This window comes from Aeromonas sobria (assembly GCF_000820145.1).
In the GTDB taxonomy this organism is placed as follows: domain Bacteria; phylum Pseudomonadota; class Gammaproteobacteria; order Enterobacterales; family Aeromonadaceae; genus Aeromonas; species Aeromonas sobria.
The window spans coordinates 1-15,988 of record NZ_CDBW01000048.1 but is presented as its reverse complement, the minus strand read 5'-3'; the positions used below and the strand labels follow the sequence as shown (position 1 = coordinate 15,988).

The 15,988-nt window shown below is 61.3% G+C and carries 15 protein-coding genes and 1 riboswitch; of the genes, 10 read left to right on the top strand and 5 right to left on the bottom strand.

Annotated features, from left to right (window positions below; genetic code table 11):
* Entirely contained in the window at positions 1 to 399 is a 399-nt protein-coding gene (locus BN1135_RS20610; RefSeq protein ID WP_042024503.1) for an STY0301 family protein, read from the top strand.
* A 96-nt stretch (positions 400 to 495) separates the two neighbouring features.
* Positions 496 to 759 (top strand): hypothetical protein, encoded by a 264-nt coding sequence (locus BN1135_RS20605; RefSeq protein WP_042024501.1) that lies wholly within the window; start codon positions 496 to 498, stop codon positions 757 to 759.
* A 100-nt stretch (positions 760 to 859) separates the two neighbouring features.
* On the opposite strand, the gene aphA is transcribed toward BN1135_RS20605, so the two are convergent.
* On the bottom strand, positions 860 to 1,570 hold the full coding sequence (aphA, locus tag BN1135_RS20600; protein ID WP_042024499.1) for an acid phosphatase AphA: 711 nt from the start codon (positions 1,568 to 1,570) through the stop codon (positions 860 to 862).
* Positions 1,571 to 1,829: 259 nt separating this feature from the next.
* Between aphA and BN1135_RS20595 the strand changes: the two genes are divergently transcribed.
* From BN1135_RS20595 to BN1135_RS20575, 5 genes are read left to right on the top strand one after another with little or no spacing between them, the layout of a single operon-like run.
* The gene (locus BN1135_RS20595; protein ID WP_042024498.1) at positions 1,830 to 3,050 is read left to right on the top strand and encodes a PAS domain-containing protein; all 1,221 of its coding nucleotides are present in this window, start codon (positions 1,830 to 1,832) and stop codon (positions 3,048 to 3,050) included.
* A gap of 15 nt (positions 3,051 to 3,065) precedes the next feature.
* On the top strand, positions 3,066 to 3,437 hold the full coding sequence (locus BN1135_RS20590) for an STAS domain-containing protein (protein WP_088814402.1): 372 nt from the start codon (positions 3,066 to 3,068) through the stop codon (positions 3,435 to 3,437).
* A 6-nt stretch (positions 3,438 to 3,443) separates the two neighbouring features.
* Positions 3,444 to 4,508 (top strand): ATP-binding SpoIIE family protein phosphatase, encoded by a 1,065-nt coding sequence (locus BN1135_RS20585; protein ID WP_042024495.1) that lies wholly within the window; start codon positions 3,444 to 3,446, stop codon positions 4,506 to 4,508.
* On the top strand, positions 4,509 to 7,175 hold the full coding sequence (locus BN1135_RS20580; protein ID WP_042024492.1) for a response regulator: 2,667 nt from the start codon (positions 4,509 to 4,511) through the stop codon (positions 7,173 to 7,175).
* Positions 7,114 to 8,316: a response regulator gene (locus tag BN1135_RS20575; RefSeq protein WP_139245160.1), complete on the top strand. Its 1,203-nt coding sequence runs from the start codon at positions 7,114 to 7,116 to the stop codon at positions 8,314 to 8,316. Before BN1135_RS20580 ends, BN1135_RS20575 begins: the two co-directional genes overlap by 62 nt.
* Here the strand turns inward: BN1135_RS20575 and BN1135_RS20570 are convergent.
* Positions 8,313 to 8,993 (bottom strand): Dph6-related ATP pyrophosphatase, encoded by a 681-nt coding sequence (locus tag BN1135_RS20570; RefSeq protein ID WP_042024488.1) that lies wholly within the window; start codon positions 8,991 to 8,993, stop codon positions 8,313 to 8,315. The genes BN1135_RS20575 and BN1135_RS20570 overlap by 4 nt on opposite strands.
* 166 nt (positions 8,994 to 9,159) lie before the next feature.
* Between BN1135_RS20570 and BN1135_RS20565 the strand changes: the two genes are divergently transcribed.
* On the top strand, positions 9,160 to 10,476 hold the full coding sequence (locus BN1135_RS20565; protein ID WP_042024487.1) for an MFS transporter: 1,317 nt from the start codon (positions 9,160 to 9,162) through the stop codon (positions 10,474 to 10,476).
* Between the two features lie 145 nt (positions 10,477 to 10,621).
* Here the strand turns inward: BN1135_RS20565 and BN1135_RS20560 are convergent, their stop codons facing one another.
* Positions 10,622 to 11,608 carry a sodium:calcium antiporter gene (locus BN1135_RS20560; RefSeq protein ID WP_042024484.1) on the bottom strand — a complete coding sequence of 329 codons (987 nt, stop codon included), beginning with the start codon at positions 11,606 to 11,608 and terminating at the stop codon, positions 10,622 to 10,624.
* Positions 11,609 to 11,695: 87 nt separating this feature from the next.
* A riboswitch (yybP-ykoY riboswitch) is annotated at positions 11,696 to 11,803 on the bottom strand.
* A 170-nt stretch (positions 11,804 to 11,973) separates the two neighbouring features.
* Here BN1135_RS20560 and BN1135_RS20555 point away from each other — a divergent pair.
* Positions 11,974 to 12,561, top strand: a complete 588-nt coding sequence (locus BN1135_RS20555) for a superinfection exclusion B family protein (protein ID WP_042024483.1) — start codon at positions 11,974 to 11,976, stop codon at positions 12,559 to 12,561.
* A 97-nt stretch (positions 12,562 to 12,658) separates the two neighbouring features.
* Here BN1135_RS20555 and BN1135_RS20550 read toward each other — a convergent pair whose 3' ends face one another.
* Both BN1135_RS20550 and BN1135_RS20545 read right to left on the bottom strand, forming a co-directional pair.
* The gene (locus BN1135_RS20550; RefSeq protein ID WP_042024480.1) at positions 12,659 to 13,513 is read right to left on the bottom strand and encodes an AraC family transcriptional regulator; all 855 of its coding nucleotides are present in this window, start codon (positions 13,511 to 13,513) and stop codon (positions 12,659 to 12,661) included.
* 4 nt (positions 13,514 to 13,517) lie between these two features.
* Positions 13,518 to 14,015 (bottom strand): GNAT family N-acetyltransferase, encoded by a 498-nt coding sequence (locus tag BN1135_RS20545; RefSeq protein ID WP_042024477.1) that lies wholly within the window; start codon positions 14,013 to 14,015, stop codon positions 13,518 to 13,520.
* 161 nt (positions 14,016 to 14,176) lie between these two features.
* On the opposite strand from BN1135_RS20545, the gene BN1135_RS20540 reads away from it, so the two are divergent.
* Positions 14,177 to 15,625, top strand: coding sequence for a catalase (locus tag BN1135_RS20540; RefSeq protein ID WP_042024475.1), 1,449 nt, complete (start codon positions 14,177 to 14,179; stop codon positions 15,623 to 15,625).
* Positions 15,626 to 15,988 lie beyond the last annotated feature (363 nt).

The window sequence follows — 15,988 nt, the reverse complement described above, 5'->3', positions numbered from 1 at the left end:
ATGTTACTGACCACCCTGGCCCTTGCCGCCAGCCTGCAATTTGATTGCCCGCCCGCCATCGAGGTTAGCCAGCAACTGCTGACCCCGCAGCAGGGCTGGCAGGCGTTCACCCGCAATGACGATGGCAAACAGGACGAAACCCTCAGCCACCGGCTCGATAATTTGGCCCTGTTCGACGGAGATCCTGCCGAGCTAGCCCAACTCAAACCGGATAACGGCGACAACGATGAGACCCACTACTGGAGCCAGCTTGATGGTAGCCAACGCCCCCTCTATCTGGTCTGCCACTATCAGCACAGCGCCATCACCCTGCAGCAGGCACTGCCCGCTGGCATCAGTTACTGCCGCGTCAACCAGCGCGATCGCTACACCCTGTTCGGGCTGATTTGCCGTACCTAACCGTCACGAGCAGCGGGCAGTTTATTGCCTGATTGTGCAGGGAGTGGAGGCGGTTAGGGCTATACTGGCCGCCACATTTACTGTTGTGGATACCCCATGAACGACACTCAGGAATTTTTTGACGAAGAGACGCTGCTGGAGATGGTGGAGAACCAGCTCAACGATGGTCACCCGCCCCATGTGAAGGCGACCCTGATGCGGCTGGTGATGAAGGGCACCCCGCGGGCAGAGGCGCTGCAGTATATCGCCTGCGCCCTCGGGGCCGAGCTGATGGCGATGGAGGCCGATCAGGGCCCCTTCAATCTGACCCGCTACGGCGAGTTCCTCGACAGCCTGCCCGAGATGCCGTGGGCTGACTGATACCGTGAGCTGACTAAGGCGCAACGCCTTTGCATGACTCCTTAAAAGCAAAAGGGCGGGTGCCGATGGCCCCGCCCTTGTCGCATGGATCCTCTCCGGATCAGAACTGGGAGTTGATGATCACCTCTTCCCCCAGCGCCCCTGCCAGCGGCAGTGGGCGATAACTGGAGTTTGCCGCCCGCAGCAGCCGAATGCCGCGAATGCCGACCTCCTGCGCCGCCTTGATATCCCCGTCCGCATCGCCGTAGAAGACCTTCATCTGCTTGTCCTTGAGCCACTGCACCTTGGTGTTCTGGCCCGGCTGATCGCCGGCGAAGATCACCGGATTGAGTCGATCGGCGGGGATCCCCATGGTCTGCTGCAGGGTCTGGCTCACGGTTTCCGTTTTGGTGGCCGAACGGCCAGTGACGAAATAGATGTGATCGCCGCGTTTGAGGTGCATGGCGATCAGCGCCTTGCCCACCTCTTTCGGCATGCTGAACGCATCCCAGCCGTTGTTCATTTTCTCCCAGAAGGCTGGGTTCTTCAGATAGCTCTCGTCGTTGGGCGAGAACTCCTGCTTGCCGCGATAGAAACCCGGGCTGGAGAAGAGCAGGGTATCGTCGATATCAAAACCTACCGCCATCGGGGGTAGACCATCCAGACTCTTGGCAATCTGCTCTACCGAGACCCAGTGAACAGGAGCCTGCTGGGCCAGGGTCACTGTCGTGACACCAGCCGGGCTGGTCACGATCTGATCGGCCAGGGCGGGCAGGCTGAAGGTGGCTGCAAACAGGGATGCTATCAGGGTAAGACGGGAAAAAGCGGGCATGGCACAACTCATGACGTGAATGAAACAGGGTGCCAATCCTGCCCCATGCTGCCGATGCAAACCGTGAAACTCGCCACAAAACAGGGCTCGGTGGATAGCTCCCGCCCTGTTTTGTCCCCTCGGAATAAACTTCCAGCAACCGGAAGATGACAAGCCTCTTTTGACCCTTTATTCCAGCCGGAAGAGCCGGAGTGGGCTATAACTGCTTAGCACCCTTTATTGACATCAAAATCAACGACTCCCTCTCACTGGAGATGCCATGGACGCGCACACTTCCTCTTCCAAGACCACCGGCTCGGCCCCTTCCCCTCATCAGGCCGGGATGGACGCCATCGATCAGGTGCTGGCTCGGCTCGAACTCTCGCCAGAGGGGCAAATCCTGGATGCCAACCCTCATTTTCTCACCATCATGGGCTACCCGCTGGATGAGCTAAAGGGCAAGCACCACGGCATGCTGCTCTCCCCGGATGAGGCTCAATCTGCCACTTATGACACTTTATGGGAGACGCTGCGCAGCGGCACGTCACAGGAAAGCGAGTTCCACCTGCTGGATAAACAGGGGCGGGATATCTGGATCCGGGGTGCCTGCAGCCCGGTTCTGGATACCGAGGGGCAGCTGACCCGCATCATCGTCTACGCCATGGATCTGACCGGGCAGAAGCAGCTCACTGCCAGCTTCGAGGGCCAGCTCAATGCCCTGAGCCGGGTCATGGGCAAGGTGGAGTTCTCGCTGGACGGCACCATACTGGATGCCAATCCACGCTTTCTCGACATAGTGGGCTACCGGCTGGAGGAGCTGAAGGGCCAGCACCACAGGCTGCTGGTTGACCCGGACTACGCCCAGTCGGCGGATTACCGCACCTTCTGGGAAACACTGCGACGGGGCGAGTTTCTCGCAGGCGAATTCTGCCGGCTCGGCAAGCAGGGACAGGAGGTCTGGATCCAGGGATCCTACAACCCCGTGCTGGATCTGAACGGCAAGCCCAGCAAAATCGTCAAATTTGCCACCGACATCACGGCGCAGGTGGAGCAGCACCGTCAGCTCAAGCGTGCCATGGTGGAAGCGGAAGAGGCCGCCAGAGTGCGCGAGGAGCTGCACAAGTCGCTGCAAGAGATGTCGACCCCTGTCACCCCTATCTGGGACGGGATCCTGCTGCTTCCATTGGTGGGGATCATCGACTCAATGCGCACCGCCGACGTGATGAACAAGTCGCTCACCAAGATCGCCGAAACCCGGGCCCGGGTCTTCGTGCTGGATATTGCCGGTGTCGCTACCGTGGATACCGGCGTCGCCAACCAGCTGATCAAGATCACCAAGGCGACCCAGTTCATGGGCTGTGAGGCCATCATCTCGGGAGTCTCTCCCGCCATTGCCCGCACCATGGTGGAGCTGGGGGTGTCGGTCGGTGACGTCCGCACCACGGCAACCCTGAGAGATGCCTTCGAAATAGCGCTCAAACGGGTCGGTTCCACCCTCTAGGATGCGGCCATGACCATGCAGCTCAACAACGATCTTGGCATCGCCGATGTGGCCGACTGCATAGTGGTCAGCATGCGTCCCGATCTCGGTGACGATGGCATGCAGATGCTGATGCAGGCCCTCTCCCAGCGACTGGTACACGGGCGTCACCATGCCGTGTTGCTCGACTTCTCCGGCGTCATGCTGCTGGATCACCATGAATTCAGACAGGTACGCAAGCTGGCCGAGGTATGCCGCCTGTTAGGCGCCATCTGCCTGCTGGTGGGGCTCAATGCCGGGATCGCCGCGTTTCTGGCGCTGGCCGAAGCGCAGCCCGGGCCGCTGCGCTGCTTCATCGACATGGACGACGCCTTCGCCCACGTCCGCCATCTCAAGGGCGAGGAGTAAAGCGCCATGATGCAAGAGCATGCGACTCAGGAGGCCAACTATCCGCTACGCCACGATATCGATCTGCACCTGACTGTGATGGCGGTGCGTCGGCTCCCCTTTATCGCCAGCCTGTCTGACGTGGATCGTGCCATGCTCTCCACCGTGGTTTCCGAGCTTGGCAGCAATATCCTGAAATACGCCGGGCAGGGGGAGATCACCCTGACCCTCCATCACCCCAAGGGACGAGCCTGCATCGACATCATCGCCCGTGACAAAGGGCCCGGCATACCGGATGTGCATCAGGCCCTGCAGGATCACTACAGCACCTCTGGCACTCTGGGGCTGGGGCTGCCCGGCGTGCGGCGCATGATGTCAGAGCTCACCATCAGCACACCGCCGGAAGGGGGCACCCTGGTGCAGGCTCGCAAGTGGCTGGGCGCGGCACCCTCGACGATACGCCTCACAATGCCAACCCAGCCATGGGGTCAGTCTGGTTTGAAACTGGCATGGGCCAGCGAAAACAGGCCCTGCTATCCGGAAAAGGTCTCCGGCGATCTGGTCTTTATCCGGCCCACCTCCGACGGCGTCTTGCTGGTGCTGATCGATGTCAGCGGCCACGGTACCTCGGCCAACAAGCTGGCACTGACACTGGAAGATAAGCTGCAAAACACCCCTGAGCAGGAGCCGGCACCTCTGCTGCAACTGTTGCATCAACACTGCATCGGTACCCGGGGAGCGGCAGCTGGCATAGCCCTGGTCAACTGTGAACGGGGGGAACTGAGCTACGCCGGTATCGGCAACACCCGCATCTGTCTGCGCGGCCATGACCTCTGGCGCGGCATCTCCCGCGATGGAGTACTGGGGGAGCGCTTCCCCACCCCCTTGCTGCAACGCCAGCCCATGGAGCCGGGGGATGTGCTGATGCTCTATTCGGATGGCATCAGCGAGTCGCTCAACCTGCGTGACGGCGCACTGGATCTGGGGGCGGATCCCGCCATCCTGGCCCGTCAAGTCATAGACCACAGCGGCCGCAGCACGGATGATGCGAGTTGTATCGTGTTGCGGGTACAACCGGAGAAGGAGCGCTAGATGCGGCAGCGGATCGGTGATATCAGGCTCTCTGGCCCGGCGGCAGCCCTCACCGCCAGACGCAAGGTGATCCAGGTGCTCACCTGCATCGACAAGAACCCCACCTTCGTGGCGCCGCTGGCGGGTACCACCTCGGAGCTGGTGCGCCAGCTGACGGCGACCATCGACTCGCTGCAACTCCAGCTGTGGCTGGAAAGCCATACGCAGGAGCTGTGGGTCTCCCTCTCGGCAGACGAGCCACTGCAGCACAGCCCGTCCGGCGCGGCCCATGGCAACATCCGGCTGGTTCCTCACTCTGACACTGACATCGCCCTGGTGTGCCACCTGCCTCACTGGCCCGATGACGCTCTGCTGTTGCAGATGCAGCAGCAGTTCGCCGAACCGACCCGGGATGAGCTGTTCGCCGTGATGCAGACCAAGAATCAGGAGCTGGAGCAGGCCTATGAGCTGGCAGAAAGCGCGACCCGGGCCAAGAGCGATTTTCTCGCCAACATGAGCCACGAGATCCGCACCCCCATGAACGCCATTCTGGGCATGGCCCACCTCGCCCTGCAAACCCGGCTCGATCCGCAGCAAGCCGACTATGTGGGCAAGATCCAGCGCTCGGCCCAGCACCTGCTCGGCATCATCAACGATATCCTCGACTTCTCCAAGATAGAGGCGGGCAAGCTGGATCTGGAGCAGATCGAGTTCGATCTCGACCATGTGCTGGAAAATCTGGCGACCCTGGTGGGCGAGAAGGCCGAAGCCAAGGGCATAGAGCTGCTGTTCGAAGTCGACCACCAGCTCGACACCCTGCTCTATGGCGATCCCCTCCGGCTCGGCCAGATCCTGATCAACTACGCCAACAATGCGGTCAAATTCACCGAACAGGGGGAGATACTGGTCAAGGTCACTTGCCTGGAAAAACTGCCGAAGGAGGTGCTGTTGCACTGTTCGGTGCAGGACACGGGGATCGGCATGAGCCAGGAGCAGCAGCAGCGGCTGTTCCAGTCTTTCCAGCAGGCCGACAGCTCCACCACCCGCAAATACGGCGGCACCGGCCTCGGGCTCGCCATCTCCCGCGAACTGGCGACATTGATGGGGGGGGAGGTTGGCGTGCAGAGCGAACCGGGCAAGGGAAGCACCTTCTGGTTTACCGCCCGACTCGGCCGTGGCAGATACAGATCACGCTATTTGCCGAGTCTGGACCTGCGTGGGCGCCGCATGCTGGTGGCCGACGACAGTGCCAGCGCCCGCACCATACTGGCTGCCCTGCTGCGCAGCATGAGCTTTGTGGTGGACACCGCCGAATCGGGTCAGCAGGCGTTGCAGATGATCGCCAGCGCCGAACAGGAAGGTAACGCCTATGAGGTGGTGCTGCTGGATTGGCACATGCCGGGGCTGGATGGCATAGAGACGGGGCGCCGCCTCATTGCCCGCGGCCTTGGCAAGCGGCTCTATCGGGTCATGGTGACGGGTTATGGGCGGGAAGAGGTCTTTCGTGAAGCCCAGGCTGCCGGCTTTGACCGGGTGCTGGTCAAGCCGGTGTGTGCCTCAGTACTGTTCGATACCATCATAGGGCTGTTTGGCCATCAAACCACGGCGATCACCTTGAAGACCCCCCAGCCCAGCCACAACTATCGCTTCGACGGGCTCCGCATACTGCTGGCAGAAGACAACGAGCTGAACCAGCAGGTGGCGATGGAGCTGCTGCGAGCGGTGGGAGCCGACGTCAGCATCGCCGGCAATGGCGCCATTGCCCTGCAAATGGCAGCGCAACAGCCATACGACCTGATCCTGATGGACATGCAGATGCCGGTGATGGATGGACTGGCCGCCACCCGTCAACTGCGCCAGCAAGAGAGCGATGGGCACCAGATCCCAATCCTTGCCATGACGGCCAATGTCATGGCCGGTGACCGAGAGCGCTGCCTGGCAGCGGGTATGGATGACCATATCGCCAAGCCCATCGACCCCGACAAGCTCTATGCCGCCCTGCAGCGCTGGGTGCCCGCCTTCAGCCGTGAAACCGATGCAACACGCAAGACTTCACCCTCACCACAGGACATGCCTTTACTGCCGCAGTTAAGGGCCCTCGGGCTCAATGCCGAGGCAGCTCTGCAACGGCTGATGCACAACTGGGAGTGGTATCAGGACCTGCTGCAACGGTTCGCCCAACAGGGAACCCAACCCATGCAGAGCCTGATCACCGCCCTGCAGACAGACGACAGGGAGGAAGCCCATCGGCAAGCCCATACCCTCAAAGGGATTGCCGCCACTCTGGGCGCCGATCCACTGCGAGATATCTCGGCCAGGCTGGAGAGTGCGCTCTCCCACGGAGACGACACCACCAGCCTGTTACCGCTGGCCGAACAGGGGCTGCAGATGCAACAGCAACTGAGCGATGGCGTGCTGGCCCTGCTGCCCACCCAGCCCTCCCCCGACCTGCCGGAGCAAGAGCCAACAGACATAGCGCCCCTGCTGGCGCAGCTGACCCAACTGCTGGTGGAAGATGATGCAGAGGCACTGACCCTGTTTCAGCAACATCAGAAACAGCTGACTGGACAGCTGGGAGAAACAGCATCGACGATGGCAGACGCCATGACCCGCTTCCGTTTTACGGATGCACTGGCACACCTGCAACAAGTCCGGGCCCTCAGGCCCGATCTGTTCAACCAAGAGTGAGGGCACCACTATGCTCAACTTGCTGGATCCCGACACCAAACCCACACTGCTGGTGGTCGATGACACTCCTGAAAACCTCTCCCTGCTCAGCGCCCTGCTGGGCCCGCACTATCGGATCAAGGTGGCCATCAGTGGCCAGCGGGCGCTGGAGATACTGTCATCAGGCACCCGGGTGGATCTGATCCTGCTCGATGTGGTGATGCCCCAGATGGATGGCTATCAGGTGATGCAGGCACTGCAGGAGATGCCGCAGGCACGGCATATTCCGGTGATTTTCCTGACCGCCAAGGTAGAGGAGAGCGCAGAAGCGCACGGACTGGCACTCGGCGCCGTGGACTATATCCACAAGCCTATCTCTCCCGCCATCGTACTGGCCCGCGTCAGAAACCACCTTGAGCTGAAAGCTGCACGGGATCTGCTGCATGACCAAAATGCCTATCTGGAACAGGAGGTGGAACGGCGCACCCGTGAAAACGAGCTGATCCAGAACATCACCATCCACTCCCTCGCCTCTCTGGCCGAGACCCGGGACAACGAGACCGGCAACCACATACTGCGCACCCAGCACTATGTGAAGCTATTGGCGGAAACCCTGTGCGATCACCCTCGCTTTCGTGCAGAACTGACTCCCAAGACCATAGATCTGCTGTTCAAGTCTGCCCCCCTGCACGATATCGGCAAGGTCGGCGTACCGGACCGGATCCTGCTCAAACCCGGCAAGCTGGATGCGGATGAGTTCACCCAGATGAAACACCACTCCATCCTGGGCAAGGAGGCCATAGTCCACGCCGAGGAAGCGTTAGGAGTGGAGGTCGAGTTTCTGCGGCTGGCCAAGGAGATCGCCTGCTACCACCACGAGAAATGGGATGGCACCGGCTACCCCTACGGTCTGATGGGGGATGACATCCCCCTGTCGGCCCGACTGATGGCACTGGCAGATGTGTACGATGCCCTCATCAGCAAGCGGTGTTACAAGGCGGCCATGTCCCATACGGAGGTGGTCCCCATCATATTGGCGGGGCGCAGCAGTCACTTCGATCCCGACATCACGGATGCCTTCGCCCGCATCCACTTGCTGTTTCACGAAATTGCACTGCGCTACAACGATGACAAGGGCGAACAGGAGGCCAACCTCGACTAGGCGGCGGAGTCAGCAGGCAACAAGTCAGTGAAGATGAAGCCGTCCCGCTCCACCGTCTCTCCCACGTACATCGCCAACGGGCGCAGAAACATGGGACCATCATAGGCCAGGGTGTGAAACTCGCCGTTCTCGCCGCACGGATCCACCCCCTGCGGCAAGGCCGCCAGCAGGGCAGGATCGAAATCGTGACCACCCAGGCTGGCATCCAGCTTGTTCGGGTCGAGGGCACTGATCCGCGCCTTCAAGCCAGCGGCCATCATCTGCGGCGCCAGTTCACCGGTATTGCTGCCCCACAGCGGGAACAGTGGCTCGATGCCGGTGCCTGCCAGCTGTTTTTCACGGTAGGCGCGCACATCCTCAAGGAACAGGTCGCCAAAGGCCATATGGCGGATCCCCTGTGCCACCACATCGGCGATAAAGCCGGTCATGATGCGGGCGTAATCCTCGTTGCTGCAGGGCCAGGGCAGATCGATGGTGATGAGGGGCAGCCCGACACAGGCGGCCTGCTCGGTCAGCAACTGCTTGCGTACCCCGTGCATCGCCACCCGCTCGAACGCCTGATTCAGGGTGGTAAACAGCCCCACCACCTCGATAGCGGGATCTTGCCGCAACTGATGCAGTGCCCATGCGCAATCCTTGCCGCTGCTCCAGGAGAGCAGTACCCGTTTCTTTTCCATCATTCCTCCGCCAGCGGGGCATTCGGATTGCCCCAAAAAGATGCAAGACAGTGTTGCGAATTGCGCGATTTACACACAAGAGGCAGGCAGCATACTCTCGAACACCTGTATATGCCCCTTGCGCGGGCTGACAATAACTAAAAAAACCGATGGGAAACATACGGATATGAGCACAACCGCACAACAACACGATCACGCCCGCCCCCTCAATCGACAAGATTACAAGACCCTGAGTCTGGCCGCCCTCGGCGGGGCGCTGGAGTTTTACGATTTCATCATCTTCGTCTTCTTCGCCGTGGTCATCGGCGAGCTGTTCTTCCCGGCCGACATTCCCGAGTGGCTGCGCCAGTTCCAGACCTTCGGCATCTTCGCCGCCGGTTATCTGGCCCGCCCGCTCGGCGGCATCATCATGGCCCACTTTGGCGATCTCATCGGCCGCAAGCGGATGTTCACCCTCAGCATCATCATGATGGCGCTGCCGACCCTGTTGATCGGTCTGCTGCCCACCTATGCGGTGCTCGGCATCGGTGCCCCCATCGCCCTGCTGGGACTGCGTATCCTGCAAGGCGCTGCCATCGGCGGTGAAGTGCCGGGCGCCTGGGTGTTTGTCGCCGAGCACGTTCCTGCCCGTCGGGTCGGGGTCGCCTGCGGCACGCTCACGGCTGGATTGACGGCCGGCATCCTGCTCGGCTCCCTCATCGCCACTGCGGTCAACAAGAGCCTGACCCCGGCCGAAGTGAGCGAGTGGGGCTGGCGGGTGCCCTTCCTGCTGGGCGGTATCTTCGGCATCGTCGCCATGTACCTGCGTCGCTGGTTGCACGAGACCCCGGTCTTCGCCGAGATGAAAGCCAACAAGACCCTGGCCGACGAGCTGCCCCTCAAGACGGTGCTGCGCAACCACAAGAGCAGCGTGGTGGTCTCCATGCTGCTCACCTGGCTGCTCTCCGCCGGTATCGTGGTGGTGATCCTGATGACCCCGACCTATCTGCAGAAGGTCTATGGCATCAGCCCGGCGGACGCCCTGACCGCCAACTCGCTGGCCATCGTGGCCCTGACCCTCGGCTGCATCGTATATGGCCGACTGATCGACCTGCTGGGCAGCGGTATCACCTTCATGCTCGGTTCCCTGCTGCTGGCAGGCTCCAGCTACGCCTTCTATCACGGTCTGGCGGCAGGCACGAGCCAGCTGGTGCCGCTCTACATGCTGGCGGGCTTTGCGGTCGGGATTGTCGGTGCCGTGCCTTACGTGATGGTCAACGCCTTCCCGCCGGTGGTGCGCTTCTCCGGTCTGTCGTTCTCCTACAACGTGGCCTACGCCATCTTCGGCGGCCTCACCCCGATGGCGGTGACCCTGTGGATGAAGAACGACATGCTGGCCCCCTCCCACTATGTGGTCAGTCTTTCAGTGCTGGGTTTTGCCATCGGCCTCTGGCTCTGGTTCCAGCAACGCACCTCGCAACAACAGCTGCCCCAGCCCACCTGAAACCGGCTTGGAACTTAAGGCGCGGGGCCGCCTGACCCACACACAGCCCGGCAGGAGTGTCTTGCCGGGCTGTGTCGTTGCTACTTTAGGGGCGCTCAATAGCGATCGCCTTGATGCCCCGACCGATCCGCCCCCCCCTGAATGCTCACATCACTAACAGCCAACCGCAGAAGCACAGATAGAGCAGACCAATCAGTGCCAGACGGCCAGCCGTCATCGCCCCCCGGCGAAACCCCCACCAGAGCAACACCATCGCCAATACTGTCACGATCGCAGAGGCCAGCATGGCACCACTCAGCAACCAGGGGGTAAACAGCAGACAGAACGCCTTGGGGATGGTGCCCTGGATCATCATGGCCCCGGAGATATTGGCCAAGGCCAGCCTGGTCTTGCCCTGTCGCACCCAGATCAGCACGTTCATCAGCTCCGGCATCTCGGTCGCCACCGGACTCAGCAGCAGGGCCGCCAGCACCGGCGAGAGGCCAAACAGCTCGCCCATGCTCTCCAGCTGATGAACAAACAGCTGGGCCGCCAGCGCCACCACCACCAGCGCACCCAGCGTCTGCAGCAGCACCTTGCCAAGGGGCGGAATCCCGGCATCGGGTGCCAGTTTGAGGGGCTCCGGCAGCTCGACCTCGTGGCTATCGCTCTGTTTCAGCTCACGCCGCACATAGACGAGGTAGACCAGCACAAAGAGCGGGGCCAGCCAGCTCTTGCCGCTAAAGGCGACCAGACCCAGCGCGGTCGCCACCAGAAAGATACCGATAAACCAGCGCTGATCCCGACCAATCTCCCGCTGCACCTCACTATTGATGGCCCGTTCGGTACGCCCCATGCAAAGCAGCAGGGTGAGACCGACCGCAGCATAGCCGATGGTCGCCAGCACCAGCGGCCCGCCGAGGGCGGCGCCAATGCCGATCTCCTGCTGGGCGGCCGTGTTGCCCATCAGCAAGGCGGTGAGGGTGACGATGCACTCGGGCAGCGCCGTACCGAGCGCCGCCAACAGCGAGCCTGTGGCACTTTGGGATAGTTTGAAGTGGTGGCCGGTCCACTCGATGCCGTTGACGAAGTATTCGCAGGCAAGGTAGATGGTGACCGCAGAGGCGAGAAATAACAGCAGGGTAATCGACATAATAGATACCGCCAGGCGAGCAGAATAACCAATGGACCCGACATGGCTCGCCCGGCTGGCGTGCATATCGAGGCCAAAGGTCTTGCAGAGCGATAGTGCCTATCGCCGCCCATGCCATGGATGCGAGGATCCAAGAGTGTTGACATGGGCCCGGCCCGGAATGCGGGCGGGTTGCTACTCCCCAATGACTGAGGGGGCTTTTTAGCAACGCGGCAGCCCGTTCACAAGACAAACAATTCATCACTCACTGACTGAGTTGTAAGGGAATGTAACCCGACCCGCCGCACTCCCCCCAAAATTGCACTCTTGGCACACAGCTTGCTGTAGGTAGTTCACTATCCACAACAGTTTGGGAAGGATGAACGATGAAACGGTGGATCCAACATTTCTATCAACTGAACCGCCTCAACTGGCTGATGGTCTGGTTGTTGCTCTGCTGCAGCATCATCTTGCTGTTTCCGGCTGGGCTGATGAAAGGGGCTGTCAGCCTGTGGGCGATGGAACACGCGGCCTGGCTGGGAGTCGGCATGCTGATCGCCATCTCCTACTTCTGCAGTCAGGGCTTTTTGATCGCCTGGGAGTGGGCCTGTGAGGAGTGGCAGGCGCGTCGTCAGCAGGACCAGCTGACCCAGATGATCGGCTTCCTCGACTTCAATGAGAAGGCTGTGTTGCGCGAGTTCGTGCTGCAGCGCAAAAGCGTCATAAACTTGCCGATCACCGAGCCCGCCGTCAAAAACCTGATGGATGCCGGCGTCCTTACCTACGCCTACGGCAAGCCGGTGCGAGAGAAGGATGACGAGAACCAGATCCGTGCCCTGATGATCGCCCTGCCTGCCCGACCGCTGCTCACCTACAAGGTGCTGGGGCTGTCGCGTGGCAAGATGAGCGACGAGCAGGTGGAGCAGATCATGAACGCGCGCCCCAAGTTCGCCCAGAAGGGGTTCCAGCGCTAAACGCCGCCCCAATCGCCAGATACACAAGAGCCGGACAGTGTCCGGCTCTCTCGTTGCTGCACGGCGTTCTGCAACGCCCCTTCCGTCTTGTTGTGCCCTAGCCCTTGAGGCTGGAGCAGAAGCTCACATCCGCGACCTTGGTCACCGGATCGAAGCTGTGATAGAGCTCGAAACAGGGTCGATCATCAAATTCGAAACCGGCCGCCACCACCTCACCGATATGCTGTTGCCAGAGCGCAGGATACTGGGCCGGGTCGGTCACGGTGAAACGTGACTGGCCATAACGGCCGCCCGCCAGCTGTTGGATCTCCACATTACCGCTGCCTTTGGTACCCGCCGCAACGGTGACGCAGATATCGGTGCGGCACTGCTGGGGCGCAGTGATCTCGGGGTTGTCGTGGTAGATGAAGATCCACTCCCCCTCGGTCTGCCCCTGCTCGGCAGACCACTGGTAGAGCTGGTCACATACCGGCTCATAGCCAGTGCCGTAAGGGCCGGTCACCCGGATATAAGCCAGGGTGAGCGGGGCCATCTGTTCGGTTTTCATCGGTTGCCTCCTTTCATGGGAACGGCTTTCAGCATAACCAGCCTCACAGGGGGCGGCGTGTCCATTCTTGCTCAGTTGCAGCAGCGAGGGTTGCTGGCGCAGCGCCCCCGGCGTCATGGCAAACTGCTTGCGAAACGCCTTGGCAAAGGCCTGCGAGCTGGAAAAACCGGCCGAGAAGGCGATCTCGGTCACCGGATCCCGGCTGTAACAGAGGGATCGGGCCGCCCGCTCCAGCCGCAGGCGGCGCTGCATCTCGGCCGGAGTTTCGCCGGTGACGGCGGTAAAGATCCGATGAAAGTGATAGCTGGAGAGCGACGCGAGACTGGCCGCCTCACTGAGGCAGAGCTCAGGGTTCTGCTCCAGCGCCCGGATCACCGGGCGCAATCTGGCCTGATAGTCGACCATGCTGTTAGCGACTGGCGCCCCCCGCGACTCTGGCCATGTAGAACACATCCACATAGCGCCCCTGGCGGAAGGCATAGTCACGGGCCCGCCCCTCTTCCACAAAGCCGAACTTGCGATAGAGCGCCTGCGCCGCTTCGTTATCGACGAAAACCGTCAGTTCAATCCGGTGCAGGTTGAGCCAGTTATCTGCCAGGTCCAGCGCCGCGGCCATCAGGGCAGAGCCCACCCCCTTGCCAGCCCAGTCATCCCGCACTCCCATGCCAATACCTGCCACATGCTTGCGTCTCGGATTGGGCTCCACATGCAATGAGATCTGGCCCACCAGCAGCCCATCTGCCTCCGCCACCAAGGCGACCACATCACCGCTCTCCAACCGCTTCTGCCACTGGCTAAGGGGAGGCATAGGCAGGTGCAGAGTGCCCGCCTGGGCATTGGGCAGGGCGTAGAGATCCCGCAAGGCGGGAGCATCGGCGGGTTCGGCATGACGGATAGTAATCTGCATATGAGGCTCCTTCTCGAAACCCCCATCATGCAATATCCGGCGCGGTTACACATCCCCCACCCGCACCCATTTGTCTTGCCTATCAAAGGGCGAGGAAAGGCCCATTGGCCCATCATTGCGCAGATCCGTAGGCTGGCCCCATATCAACAAGGAGAGAAGCCATGACTGACAAGACCCTGCACAGCGCCAACGGCGCCCCCGTCGTCGACAACAACAACAGCCTCACCGCCGGCCCGCGCGGCCCCGTCCTGATGCAAGATATCTGGTTGATGGAGAAACTCGCCCACTTCGACCGCGAGCGCATTCCCGAGCGGGTGGTTCACGCTAAGGGCTCCGGCGCCTACGGCACCTTTACCGTGACCCACGACATCAGCCAGTTCAGCAAGGCCGACCTGTTCAACGCCATCGGCAAGCAGACCCCGGTCTTCCTGCGCTTCTCCACCGTGGCCGGTGAGAAGGGCGCCGCCGATGCCGAACGCGACGTGCGTGGCTTCGCCCTCAAGTTCTATACCGAGCAGGGCAACTGGGATCTGGTGGGCAACAACACCCCGATCTTCTTCATCCGCGATCCGCTGAAATTCCCCGACTTCATCCACACCCAGAAGCGGGATCCGCGCACCAACCTGCGCAGCGCCACCGCCGCCTGGGACTTCTGGTCCCGCCATCCGGAATCCCTGCATCAGGTCACCATACTGTTCAGCGATCGTGGCATTCCCAAGAGCCTGCGGGAGATGAACGGCTACGGCAGCCACACCTTCAGCTTTATCAACGACGCCAACGAGCGCTTCTGGGTCAAGTTCCACTTCAAGACCGAGCAGGGCCACAGCTTCTACACCGATGAAGAGGCGGCCAATGTCGTTGGACAGGATCGGGAGACCAGCCAGGCCGATCTGTTCAATGCCATCGAGCAGGGCGACTTCCCGCGCTGGAAGGTCTATGTGCAGGTGATGCCGGAGGCCGATGCCCAGACTTACCAGATCCACCCGTTCGACCTCACCAAGGTGTGGCCGCACAGCGACTACCCGCTGATCCCGGTCGGCGTGCTGGAGCTCAACCAGAACCCGGACAACTACTTCGCCCATGTGGAGCAGGCCGCCTTCACCCCGGCCAACGTGGTGCCCGGTATCGGCTTCTCGCCGGATCGCATGCTGCAAGGGAGACTCTTCTCCTACGGCGACACCCAGCGCTATCGCCTCGGGGTCAACCACGGCCTGCTGCCGGTCAACGCCCCTCGCTGCCCGTTCCATCACGGCGCCCATCGTGACGGTGCCATGCGAGCGGATAGCAATGGCGGCGCCAGCCCCAACTATCAGCCGAACCGCTTTGGTACCCAGCAACCGAGCGAGCAGCACGAACCGGCGTTGAGTCTGGAAGGGGCCGCCCTGCACTACGACTTCCGTGACTACGACAGCGACTACTACAGCCAGCCCGGCAACCTGTTCCGCATCATGGACGAGGGGCAGCGTTCACGGCTCGCCGCCAACCTGGCGCGATCCCTCATCAATGTGGAGGATGACGCCATTGTCGCGGCCCAGCTCAAGCACTTCGAGCAGGCAGACCCCGAGTACGCCAAGCGGATCGAACTGGCACTGGCCGCGCTGCAACGCTAGGCCATGATCTGACAGGTAAAAGACAGCAAAACAAAACGGGGGCCTTTCGGCCCCCGTTGTTATGCAGCTAAGGGTAATAAACGCAAAAACGGAGCGCGAGGCTCCGTTTTTCAATGCAGCATCAATCCCTGACGGAACGCGATTCGCGCTCTTCCCGCTCCCTTGCCAACAAGCGTTTGTACCACCCGTTACGGCAACCAAGCTGTGCATTGGAAGAGCACCGCCGAGTTCCATCTGCGGTGATAAATACAAAAACGGAGCACGAGGCTCCGTTTTTCAATGCAGTATCAATCCCTGACGGAACGTGATTCGCGCTCTTCCCCGCTCCCTTGCCAACAAGCGTTTGTACCACCCGTTACGCCA

Excerpts from the sequence above, each read along its gene's own strand:
- BN1135_RS20610 (WP_042024503.1), top strand. The coding sequence starts at position 1 with ATGTTACTGACCACCCTGGCCCTTGCCGCCAGCCTGCAATTTGATTGC.
- BN1135_RS20605 (WP_042024501.1), top strand. The coding sequence starts at position 496 with ATGAACGACACTCAGGAATTTTTTGACGAAGAGACGCTGCTGGAGATG.
- aphA (WP_042024499.1), bottom strand. The coding sequence starts at position 1,570 with ATGCCCGCTTTTTCCCGTCTTACCCTGATAGCATCCCTGTTTGCAGCC.
- BN1135_RS20595 (WP_042024498.1), top strand. The coding sequence starts at position 1,830 with ATGGACGCGCACACTTCCTCTTCCAAGACCACCGGCTCGGCCCCTTCC.
- BN1135_RS20590 (WP_088814402.1), top strand. The coding sequence starts at position 3,066 with ATGCAGCTCAACAACGATCTTGGCATCGCCGATGTGGCCGACTGCATA.
- BN1135_RS20585 (WP_042024495.1), top strand. The coding sequence starts at position 3,444 with ATGATGCAAGAGCATGCGACTCAGGAGGCCAACTATCCGCTACGCCAC.
- BN1135_RS20580 (WP_042024492.1), top strand. The coding sequence starts at position 4,509 with ATGCGGCAGCGGATCGGTGATATCAGGCTCTCTGGCCCGGCGGCAGCC.
- BN1135_RS20575 (WP_139245160.1), top strand. The coding sequence starts at position 7,114 with ATGCACTGGCACACCTGCAACAAGTCCGGGCCCTCAGGCCCGATCTGT.
- BN1135_RS20570 (WP_042024488.1), bottom strand. The coding sequence starts at position 8,993 with ATGGAAAAGAAACGGGTACTGCTCTCCTGGAGCAGCGGCAAGGATTGC.
- BN1135_RS20565 (WP_042024487.1), top strand. The coding sequence starts at position 9,160 with ATGAGCACAACCGCACAACAACACGATCACGCCCGCCCCCTCAATCGA.
- BN1135_RS20560 (WP_042024484.1), bottom strand. The coding sequence starts at position 11,608 with ATGTCGATTACCCTGCTGTTATTTCTCGCCTCTGCGGTCACCATCTAC.
- BN1135_RS20555 (WP_042024483.1), top strand. The coding sequence starts at position 11,974 with ATGAAACGGTGGATCCAACATTTCTATCAACTGAACCGCCTCAACTGG.
- BN1135_RS20550 (WP_042024480.1), bottom strand. The coding sequence starts at position 13,513 with ATGGTCGACTATCAGGCCAGATTGCGCCCGGTGATCCGGGCGCTGGAG.
- BN1135_RS20545 (WP_042024477.1), bottom strand. The coding sequence starts at position 14,015 with ATGCAGATTACTATCCGTCATGCCGAACCCGCCGATGCTCCCGCCTTG.
- BN1135_RS20540 (WP_042024475.1), top strand. The coding sequence starts at position 14,177 with ATGACTGACAAGACCCTGCACAGCGCCAACGGCGCCCCCGTCGTCGAC.